At 46.2% G+C, this 10,521-nt stretch carries 4 protein-coding genes and 1 pseudogene; 1 reads left to right on the top strand and 4 read right to left on the bottom strand.

Going from position 1 to position 10,521, the window contains the following annotated elements; genetic code table 11:
* Positions 1-789: 789 nt before the first annotated feature.
* The 3 genes from ACCI49_RS22020 to ACCI49_RS22030 form a co-directional block, all read right to left on the bottom strand.
* Positions 790-2,508: a DUF8614 domain-containing protein gene (locus tag ACCI49_RS22020; protein ID WP_371841386.1), complete on the bottom strand. Its 1,719-nt coding sequence runs from the start codon at positions 2,506-2,508 to the stop codon at positions 790-792.
* Between the two features lie 72 nt (positions 2,509-2,580).
* Positions 2,581-4,389 (bottom strand): ABCB family ABC transporter ATP-binding protein/permease, encoded by a 1,809-nt coding sequence (locus ACCI49_RS22025; RefSeq protein ID WP_371841387.1) that lies wholly within the window; start codon positions 4,387-4,389, stop codon positions 2,581-2,583.
* 830 nt (positions 4,390-5,219) lie between these two features.
* Positions 5,220-6,212 (bottom strand): right-handed parallel beta-helix repeat-containing protein, encoded by a 993-nt coding sequence (locus ACCI49_RS22030; RefSeq protein WP_371841388.1) that lies wholly within the window; start codon positions 6,210-6,212, stop codon positions 5,220-5,222.
* A 1,651-nt stretch (positions 6,213-7,863) separates the two neighbouring features.
* Here ACCI49_RS22030 and ACCI49_RS22035 point away from each other — a divergent pair.
* Positions 7,864-8,439 (top strand): hypothetical protein, encoded by a 576-nt coding sequence (locus ACCI49_RS22035; protein ID WP_371841389.1) that lies wholly within the window; start codon positions 7,864-7,866, stop codon positions 8,437-8,439.
* A gap of 38 nt (positions 8,440-8,477) precedes the next feature.
* Here the strand turns inward: ACCI49_RS22035 and ACCI49_RS22040 are convergent.
* Positions 8,478-8,763 (bottom strand): annotated as a pseudogene (locus ACCI49_RS22040) (IS3 family transposase); the annotation flags it as partial.
* Positions 8,764-10,521 lie beyond the last annotated feature (1,758 nt).

Raw genomic sequence — 10,521 nt, forward strand, 5'->3', positions numbered from 1 at the left:
TCTGGAACTGTCAAACTATGCGTGCCTCCCCAGCAAAGCTGGGGGGTCTCCCATTTTTACTAGAATCCAGACACTCCTTTTAGCGCAGTGGATACAAATCCTACATACTATGAGTACATAGTATCGAACTATCAACCCTAAAAAAGCCACGTAAATCGGGGGGCAAAAATCGTATTATTTTTATCGACCAGCGCCGCCACCAATGAAGTAGCTGATATTTCACTCACCTCCGATAGACTATTAAACCGCTGTAGCCTACGTACTAAAAAGGGGGAAGAAAAGAATACACTGCGCTCGGGACCGTATGGGGCATGGATGCCGATTAGGAGCTTACAGGGATGTATTCACAGCGCGTCTCGAGTGCAGAGTATTCTTTCCTTCTGACCCAGTGGTATATCTTTCACCACTTCGCCGATTTAAAAGTAATGCTCCCATAAAGCAAGCCGGGGCCTTAACGCCAAACTGGAGACCCTTGTGTACCCACATATAAAATATGAGCCACACTCTCGTGCCAAAAAATATTTTTTATATCGGTAACTGCCTTTTTACATTGTATCAAAGTGAAAACTCACTATTTTTAATAGTAAATACGATACGACGGCAATAAACAAAGGGACATATTAAAGGCACCTCTAAAAATTACTATTTTAATGCCCGTTTACACCGAACAATGGGGTCTGCAGGGCGATAAAATTGATGTAAATGATTTAGAAGAGCAACTTCGAAACTTAAATTTTTAGCAAAAAAAACCCGGCGGAGCCGGGCTTTTCGGGTGGGCACCCTTTTTTATTATTTGAGGCCAAGCACTTCTTTCCCCTGGATAAAGGTAACATCCACAGGGATATTCGCCTCTGCCAGTCGATCCAAGTCCGCTTGAAGTTCTGGGCCAATCACACCCTGCTTGGCCAGCAGAGCCTTGGCTTCTTCGTAATTGCCATCGCCCTGGATGGTGAGGATCAGCCGCGACAGGTTGGTCATTGCCTGCTGCATCTTCTCGAAGTCTACGCTGTACTGTCCAGTTTTTGGGTCACGGGTAAATGCGCCCTGCTCCTTGAAGAAATTGAAACGCACCATATTCGCCTTGCCGTGCGCACTTGCGGCGCCAAAGCGCACACTACGGAAGATCCCGGCAAGGAAGGTAACGTAGTTATCCATCAGTTCGCCATCTTCGATCTCACCTTTCTCATGCAGGCGAGTGACCATATACAAGCCGAGAATATCCGCCTTACCCTCTTCCAAAGAGGAGGAGGTCTCCTTCAAAGCTGTACGCACATTTTCCCCGCCATTAACAGTTTTCTTGATACCGAGACCGTGGGCCACTTCATGGAACATGGTATTGGCAAAGAAGGCAGGGAAAGTAATGTGCTTGCGCTGGTCAGGGGCAATCAGCACATCGCTGATCGGCACCAGGATCTTGTCGAACTTAGCGCGCATGGCATTTTTCAGCTGCAGGCGGCGGGTCCCCTTGGCCAGCTGAACTTCTTCATCATTTGGCAGGTTAATAGCGATGGTCTTGGAGCCGGCGTTACTGTGGCCTGCGTAGTAAAGCACATCGTATGCATTTAGGTCGGAGTCGGTACCCGGCTCTTCAGATTTGTATTTTTCTTCAACCGGTAGGCCTTTCTGAAGCTCAGGCAAGAGCGCGGCAAACTTGGCTAACTTTTCACTCCACTCCTTATCCTTCAACAGTACATAAGACTCATAAGCGGTGCGGTAGGCGAACATCTGGTCTTCGTAGTTCTCGATAGGGCCGATTACCACATCAATCTCATTTTCCTTCATGTCCATCCAGGCCATATCGCTGGGGCGGAAATTATCCGTCAGCAGCGCATCGGCACGCATGGTCAGGTAGTGTGCAAACTCCTTGCTATCAGCCAGTGCAGCAGCTTGGCGCAGGATATCAGCGGCCTTCTTTAATTCCGCACTATACGCCTTATTGTAAGGAATCAGCTCCAGCTTGCCGGCATCGTTACGACGGACCAGAGAGTAGAGGCCATCTTTACCGGGCTGATCCCAATCTTCAAACTCCTCACGGGTCATATCCGCAGGATAAAAGTTGGCGCCCAGAGGTTTGGGGCCATAGCCGACAATAAACGGTTTATTGTCATTGAGCCGATCCCAGGGGCCGTAGTTGATATCGGCAAACTTGCGCGCACGGCTGTCTTCGATTTCCGGCAGCAGTACTTCTGCGGGGCCGTAGGACTGCAGCCAGAACAAGCGATCCATTATCTGGCTGGCATCGATCAGCAAGCCAATCATCTTGCGCTGGTTATTGCTCAAGCTGCTCAAGTTGGCTGTGAGTTCTACCGGTACGTAGATATCAAAACGCTTGTCTGCATCCTCTACAGTCTGTCCTGGAGGCGGGCTTACAGTCTCGGACTCAACAATCTGGGCCTCGGCCTCGTCTTTAGTGACTTCTTCGGCCTCTTTGTTTTCGCTACAGCCGCCCACCAGCGCTATCGCCAACAGTGCGGCAGCGATCTTGGAGGACTGAAAAGGAATGGTCATATCGCTCTGCCTATCGTTTTTTTGTATCGGCGCCACATTAGTCGGGCTGGACACATTTATCAAGATAGGGCACTAGGGCATGGCAACCTCTACGTCATCGGTACGCTCCTGCTGCTGCATCTGCCAGAGCATGGCGTAATGGCCCTCCTGCTCCAGTAACTGGCTGTGAGAGCCCTGTTCAACAACCTTTCCTTGATCCATTACAAGAATGGTATCCGCATCCACGACCGTAGACAGGCGGTGAGCGATGACCAGGGTGGTCTGCTCGCGGGCGATCTCCTGTAGTGAGGCGACAATGCTGCGTTCTGATCGACTATCCAGAGAGGAGGTTGCCTCATCAAAAATCATAATTGGTGGTTTTTTGAGCAGCGCTCGAGCTATAGCCACCCGCTGTTTCTCTCCACCGGAAAGTTTTAGGCCACGCTCCCCTACCAAGGTATCCATTCCCTGGGGCAACTGCTCGACAAAGTTCGATAGATGGGCGTGTTGAATCGCAGCCATCACATCCTCGTCCGTAGCGTCTACCCGACCGTAGCGCACATTCTCCTTGATCGACTGGTTAAACAGCACCGCATCCTGGGGCACCACACCAATCGCTCGGCGCAGAGACTCCTGGGTGACCGTGCGTATATCCTGGCCATCGATACGGATACTGCCCTCCTGGGCATCATAAAAACGGAATAACAATTTAAAGAGGGTGGATTTGCCGGCACCGCTAGCACCGACAATGGCCACTTTCTGGCATGGTAGTACCGAGAAACTCACTCCGCACAAAATCTCTCGATTGTCCTTATAACCGAACCGCACTTGCTCAAATTCGATACGCCCTTCAGACACTTGTAGCTTCGGGGCCTCGGATTGATCAGCCACTGCAGGCTTTACTACCAACAGGGAAAACATTTTCTCGATATTTGCCAAGGCTCCCTTCATCTCCCGATAGACAAACCCGAGGAAATTAAGTGGGATAAAGATCTGCATCATAAAGGCGTTAACCAGGACAAAATCACCGATAGTCATCTGCCCTTTAGCTACCCCAACTGCTGCCAGCACCATGGCAGCACACATGCCGCTGGCAATAATCAGTGCCTGACCGGTATTCAGACTAAACAGGGATATGCGATTCTTGCGCCGGGCCCGCTCCCAAATCGCAAGCTCCTTATCATAATGGCTGGATTCGTGCCGCTCGTTGGCAAAGTATTTGACTGTTTCGTAATTTAGCAAGCTGTCCACGGCACGGCTACTGGCCTGGGATTCTGCCTCATTGAGCTCTCGCACAAAGCGGGTGCGCCATTCGGTAGCCATCACGGAGAAGCCGATATAAATAATAACCGCCGCCAAAACCACCAGGGCAAATACGCCGCTGTAATTCCACCAAAGGAGCCCCGCCACCATGGCGATCTCCACCAGGGTAGGTACGATATTGAACACCATAAAGCGCATCAGAAAGCCGATGCCAATATTACCACGCTCAATATCCCGGGACAGACCGCCGGTGCGCCTCTCCAGGTGAAAATCCAAATCCAGCTTATGCAGATGTTGAAATACCTCCAACCCCACCCGGCGCTGGGCACGCTCGGTCACACGACCAAAAATAGTGTCCCGCAATTCACCGAATAAGGTGCTGGAAAAACGCACTGCGCCATAGGCCAGCAAAAGCCCCAGTGGCAGCGCTATAGCCTGGGCTACACCACCAGCGTTATCCAAATCATCAACAATATGCTTAAGAATAAATGGCAGGGTAACCCCAGCTACCTTGGCTCCAATCAGGCACAGGATTGCCAAGACAACAGCCCTGCGGAACTCCAACAGGTAGGGAAACAGGGTTTTTAGTGCACCCCAATGCACCTCGTCCAATGAGACTGTGGACTTGGGTCTTGGCATAATCGGTCCCGGAGGAAAAAAAGGACGCCCATTATAAATAGACAGCTGGACTTCGGTAGACGCTCAACCCTATGCGCCGCTTGAACAGACTACCTTCATCCAGTGTATCTCATACCTTTACTACCGTACCGCCATCCGCAGTAATAAAGCGTGACTCATCAGATGCCAGGAGGACGAGGCATTGGCAACATCCGGAGGTACCCAGGCCCCATCAACATCTGCACGGGTTCAAGGAAGCTGGCAAAAACATGCCTATCTTCGGAGGAGATCACAGTCTGATTGAGTATCTGCCCTGGCTGCCAGCAGTTAGCGCGAATATTGTGACTAGCACCAACTCCGGCAATATAGCGGGTGAACCGCCTTGGAGGCATAAAAGAAGCAGTAGGCACATCCCTCGTTACCACCGGTGACTATAGCAATTTTGTTCTGTAGTTTTCTGGCCATTGAGCCAGCACCTCCATAGCTGATCTAAAGATATACGCCTACTCTCAATAGAGAGCCCCAAGATTTTCCTTGATTAAATTCATTAAGCAATGGGCTTTTGAACTTGAAGATCACCATGCCGGAAGTCAAATAGCAATATTAATTGCACACAATTAAATCGCAGATTTAAAAATACACATACACTCTATAAAAAATGGAACGACAGTTTAAATGCATATAATTTTAAGTAAATTCTGTTTAGAAAGATACCACTGAGTCGGGAATAAAGAATACTCTTCTCGCTCAACATGCTGTGAATACATTCCTATTTACTCGCAATTGGCGCCCCTGCTCCACACGGCTTCGAGTGAAGTGTATTCTCCCCCTCCGTCTTTTAGTGTACTCACTTAATTCAAACATGGTGGGTCCGCAGTACCAAACGTATTAGCTAACCAACTATTACTACCGGTACAATCTGGATCAAATTCATCTCTTAAATCATAATTAATATTCCCAAATGCAATATTTCCAAAAATTGTATTATTAATACTACCTACATTACTGATTATTATACCTGCAGAATCAGTTTCACCCACTCTTCCATTATTGACGACTATATTCTGAGATACCAAATTATCAGACCCACCAGAAAACTCTATACCATCATCCACATTGCCAAATACATAATTCTGTGACACAGATGAGAAATCTTCCACTATTTCTACCCCATCACTGCCATTGTTTTCTAAAATATTAGCCCTCACGACAGCAAAATCAGCATCGACCTCAACTCCATCTTGGCCACTTCCAACAATATGATTTGAAATAACTTTCACATATTCACCGTCAATTTCAACACCTTCATCGCCCGCCCCCTCAATATAATTCTCGACTATGGTCGTAAAGTGACCATTTGCATCTACTCCATCTCCAATAATCGCCAATCCCTGGCCAATTATTTGATTCCCTGAAACAAGATTATTATCACTTTCAACCAATACCCCATCGTCTTCAAAGTCTAATATTTCCATGTTATTGACACTGTGGGATCCAGCCCCCTTAACATGTACTCCATCAGGGCAACCGACTATGCCACCACCATTAACAAGTCCTGAGGCTCCCTCAATTAGTATGCCCGCCCACTGGTCTTCATCTTCACTATCATATATGCAATTTAACTGCCGGCCATTCATAGACAAGCTTCCAAACGGACCAACAATAGTAAGGGCAATAGGATTTTCCGCCGTCAACTCACAAGTCAGATCCTGAGTCAAAATAGTTGGTGCTGTTATGACATCGTAACAGTCTACCGCAGCAGCCTGAGAGAACATAAAGGTGCTTGAAATAAATACAGCCATCTGGGATGACGTAATGATCCCCTTAAAACGCTTACATTTCATGTCAGATTTCTCTTGATTCTATTGCTGGTTAGTTAGGCAACACAACGAAGGTACTAAAAAAGAGGAAAAAAAGAATACACTGCGCTCGGGATCGTATAAGGCATGGATGCCGATTCTGAGCTCCACGGATGTATTCACAGCGCGTCTCGAGTGCAGTGTATTCTTTCCTTCTGATCCAGCAGCAAATACGGAAAAGTTTAGATTAATTAACTTTTGACGCACGCAAGAAGAGAAAAAATAGGCACCTCAGGTAACTTCAAATTAATCCCAGTCTGATCGGGTAGAATAATTGACCAGTAAGATTCATTTCTATAAAGGCATATAATCAATTCTATTGAACTCAAACATCATACCAAGCAACACAAAACCTGCCAAAAAGATTTCTTGTACAGATGGAAGATCCCATATCATGAAATCAGATGAATACTCTCATTGCGTCATGCTTCTTCATGATCGGCAAGGTAAGTCGGAGTACTCACTTGAGGTCATTCTGACTATTTACCGCCGATAGATTTTTCACAAATCTCAACAGTGGATGACAATCACTATGAGATTAAATTCATGCACAACTTCCCAAAACTGACGCGGGCGAACAATCCCTCGATACAATAACTTTTTAATATTAGTCGGCTTTTTAGAATAAAAAATCGAGTACTCAGCTCTTGGAGAGGGTCAACAACCCCTATAAAAAACCCTGCCATTACATCAAGGGTCTATAATTATAATCACTTTTGTAGTAAGCCAAGCAATAAAATAAAACACTCCAGACCCTGAAATCTATAAAATAAAAAAACTTCCAGAGCGAAATGAGGTAAGAGGGATAGAGAAGATCAAGGTGCAGATCTGCTAATCTGCTAAATAGTCGAACTCTATTTCTTTACATCAAGCAGCTGTCTGGATACAGCATTATTGATACCTTGATCGGAATCTGCTCTATATCCATAGAGTGAGATGGTAAAACTCTTACCCCGTACTTGTGACATCTTCAGGTCTCGGTTTGAATGTCATCGCGGCGGAACAACCAATTATTGAAGCACCCCACACAGATCCAGACGTTCGGGATTACCGCGTCCACGCCCATAGCTAGATCCTTTACTACGCAGTCAAATCTTTGTATGAAATGCATAAACTCCAGATTTAACCGAATGTAATCCACCTCAGCAATACCATATTTATATCTGAAACACTCCCTACATAATGCACTTATATGTCTCCCAGGTGAAAACTGGCTGATACTTGTCATTGGCCACAACCAGCCGCCCTGCCTGCGTTACTATGCATCGCTGAAAGCTTGTTCATTCACAAATTGTCTATCGTTACGTTAAATAGTTTGAAAACACGTCCATTTTGATAAATGAGTTGCATCTTTTCAGTCGTTGGCAATGTATAGTTCTTTATCACTGAACGGTATGCAAAAAATAAATTATACCTGACAGTATTGTCACTAATGCATATCTATGCCCTGGAGCTTCCATAAATTGCTGGTGACGGTTAACAAAACGTAATTGGTAGAAGTGCTTTAATGTTCGCAGCCCACAAAGTCAGGGCTCGTTCGAGAGTGAGCCTGTGGATGTAATTAAATCGCAGGCTCTCCAAAGACGCCCTAAAATTCACCTGGCAAGACAATAACTCATTACATCAGGAGAATATCATGCCAAATTTCAATAAGAATGGAAAAATTGACTCACTGCCTTTTCCACCAAGTTTTAGGGAACTGTTGGAGCAAATGAATAGAAGGAACCGATATTTTTTCAGCGACAAACAATCAGTTGCGCCCAACTATGTTATGCCCACGTACACCCTACAAGTTGTAGACAACCAGGCCGCAAAACGGGCTCGAATGAACGCACTTTATTCGGACAAAAACCAAAATAATGGTAAACATTATTGGCTTTCAAATGACGCTCTGGACTTTTTAGCCGAAATAAGCGAGGAATGGAGTACTGGTCCAGACCTTAAAGGATTACATGACCACTTCATTAGAATGAAAACTATCGCAAAAGATGGCTCAAATCACGCTGACAAGGTTAAATCTACCACTATACACTCTAGATACGTTGAGCTGTATGTCTACTACCAGTCACACTATGGTCGAGTTACAATCACAAACATTACTAGAGAGCCTGACATGTTCGTTCGCTTAAATGAAAAGGCAACCGTTTTTATGCACTGCGAGGCCCCCATTTTTTACCCCGTAAATTGGAAGCCTTACGAGCAATTGATGTGATCATTCTTATAATCTTCGGGAGGGGTGCTGTGTAGTGATCAAGCATTTTTGGCCACTACTTTTTGAGCATCTCGGAATTTTTCTTCTGCCGTATTTAGCGGCAAGCCGCCGTTATGCTGATGTGGCCGCACTTGGCAGTAACAGCCGATAATGTAACCGTTGATAAACTGTTTCGCTACGGGGAAGTTCCGGTAACCAACCTTCGGCTTTTAAACTTCTGAAAAAGCGCTCTGCTGATGCGTTATCCCGGCAGTTGCCACGGCGGCTCAGGCTCTGAGTCATGCGGTAGCGCCATAGCAGTTGCTGAAACCCCCAGCTGGATCCGGCGGCTTGCACAGTAGCGGCTAAGTGGAGTTTCGCCTTGTGTTACTATCCTCGCGATAGAGCAGGCCCCCGCTAAGCCGTTACTGGCTTTAAGTGTAGTTTTAATCAGCACCTGTAACCGCAGCTCTTCTGGCCTTGACCCTGTTGATCTATCGCGCCAAACCCGGTAGCTGCTGCGGTAAACATCAAACACCTTACAAAGAGCCTGGACAGGGTGGCTCTCCTGCAATCGCTTGATTATCGAAAATTGTTCAGCGAGTCCGACATCAATAGTGCCCTAGCCTTTTTTAGCGTTTCCTTCTTCTCTTCAACCAGCTTAAGCAAACCTCTTACCGGCCCGCACTACACGGAGTTACTACTGGGTCAGAAGGAAAGAATACACTGCACTCGAGACGCGCTGTGAATACATCCCTGTAAGCTCGTAATCTGCATCCATGCCTCATACGGTCCCGAGCACAGCGTATTCTTTCCTTCCCTTTTTTTAATGTCTCACCCAAGACTCCATAGTAGACTTACTGACACCCACGGCCGAGCATGTGGCCTTCAATGTGTAACCCTGGCCAACTATTCTAGCTTCCGTTATTTTTTAAAAAGTCCTAAGAAGCAAAAAGAAGACAATAAGTTTGGCGAATCATATCGACAACCATGAATTTTTAGCCTCTTCTCACCGAGGGCTCTGGGTTTTACTTACGCACAAAATAAACTTATGCCGAAATACATAACGATTGCGGGCAGTAAAGCTATAGTCTTTCCGGCTTCCGCGAGCGTTATGTAAAGGAGAGCGCATGAGTAAACTTTTTAAATTGATTTTACGGCTGGTTCATTTAGCATTAAGAATACTAATCTTTGCAGCATTTATTTTTCATGAATTTTGTCTGCATACTTTCAACAGATGCCACAATTTCTAGCCAGCATATTTGGAGAAGGATCACAACGCTTTACGAGGCCTTATCATGTATTTCTCTTTTGTCTGGGGGAGTAACGGATTATATTTGGTAGAATCTACAGGTCAGATCTAACTGGGCAACAGTTCGGATTTTTAAAACTTCCGGTTTCGCCTACACTTTGAAAACCACATATTGCAATGTTATATGGGTACTGGGAACTTTGTTACGCTACTACTGGATCAGAAGGAAAGAATACACTGCACTCGAGACGCGCTATGAATACATCCCTGTTAGCTCGTAATCGGCATCCATGCCTCATACGGTTCCGAGCGCAGTGTTCTTTCCTTCCCACTTTTTAGTACGTTTCAATAGAAGCCACAATATGGGCGTCCGAATCAACCTAATGGAGATTGTTATGATGAAAAGTTTGGGGCTGGTCACCTTGGTCCTGATGACACCTCTAATGGGATGCTCCTCACAAAACGCGGAGGTATCTAGCCCTGCCTCAGCTGTTGGCTCCGACAAGGATGAATATGGGTGTATAGGTTCAGCTGGCTACCTTTGGTGCAATAAAACTAAATCGTGTGAACGACCATGGGAACTGGCAGAGAGGGCCGGCTTCACGAACACCCCGAGCAATTTTGAAGAGTATTGTGGTAATTAACACAATGGCATCGGCATAATTGCTTCCAGGCACACCCGGATCCTGATGTGTTTCTCAAGCAGCTCAAGTGACCACCTTCGCCCCCTCCACCTAGTGATCCATGCGGAAAGTAATGTAACTAATGGAGAATTGTCCGTATAATGTATCTTCTATGCGTACACCTAAACCTTTTCAAGTTTCTGATAATGAAGCGTCCATTCTGAACGA

It is taken from the genome of Microbulbifer epialgicus (assembly GCF_041447265.1).
GTDB lineage: Bacteria > Pseudomonadota > Gammaproteobacteria > Pseudomonadales > Cellvibrionaceae > Microbulbifer > Microbulbifer epialgicus.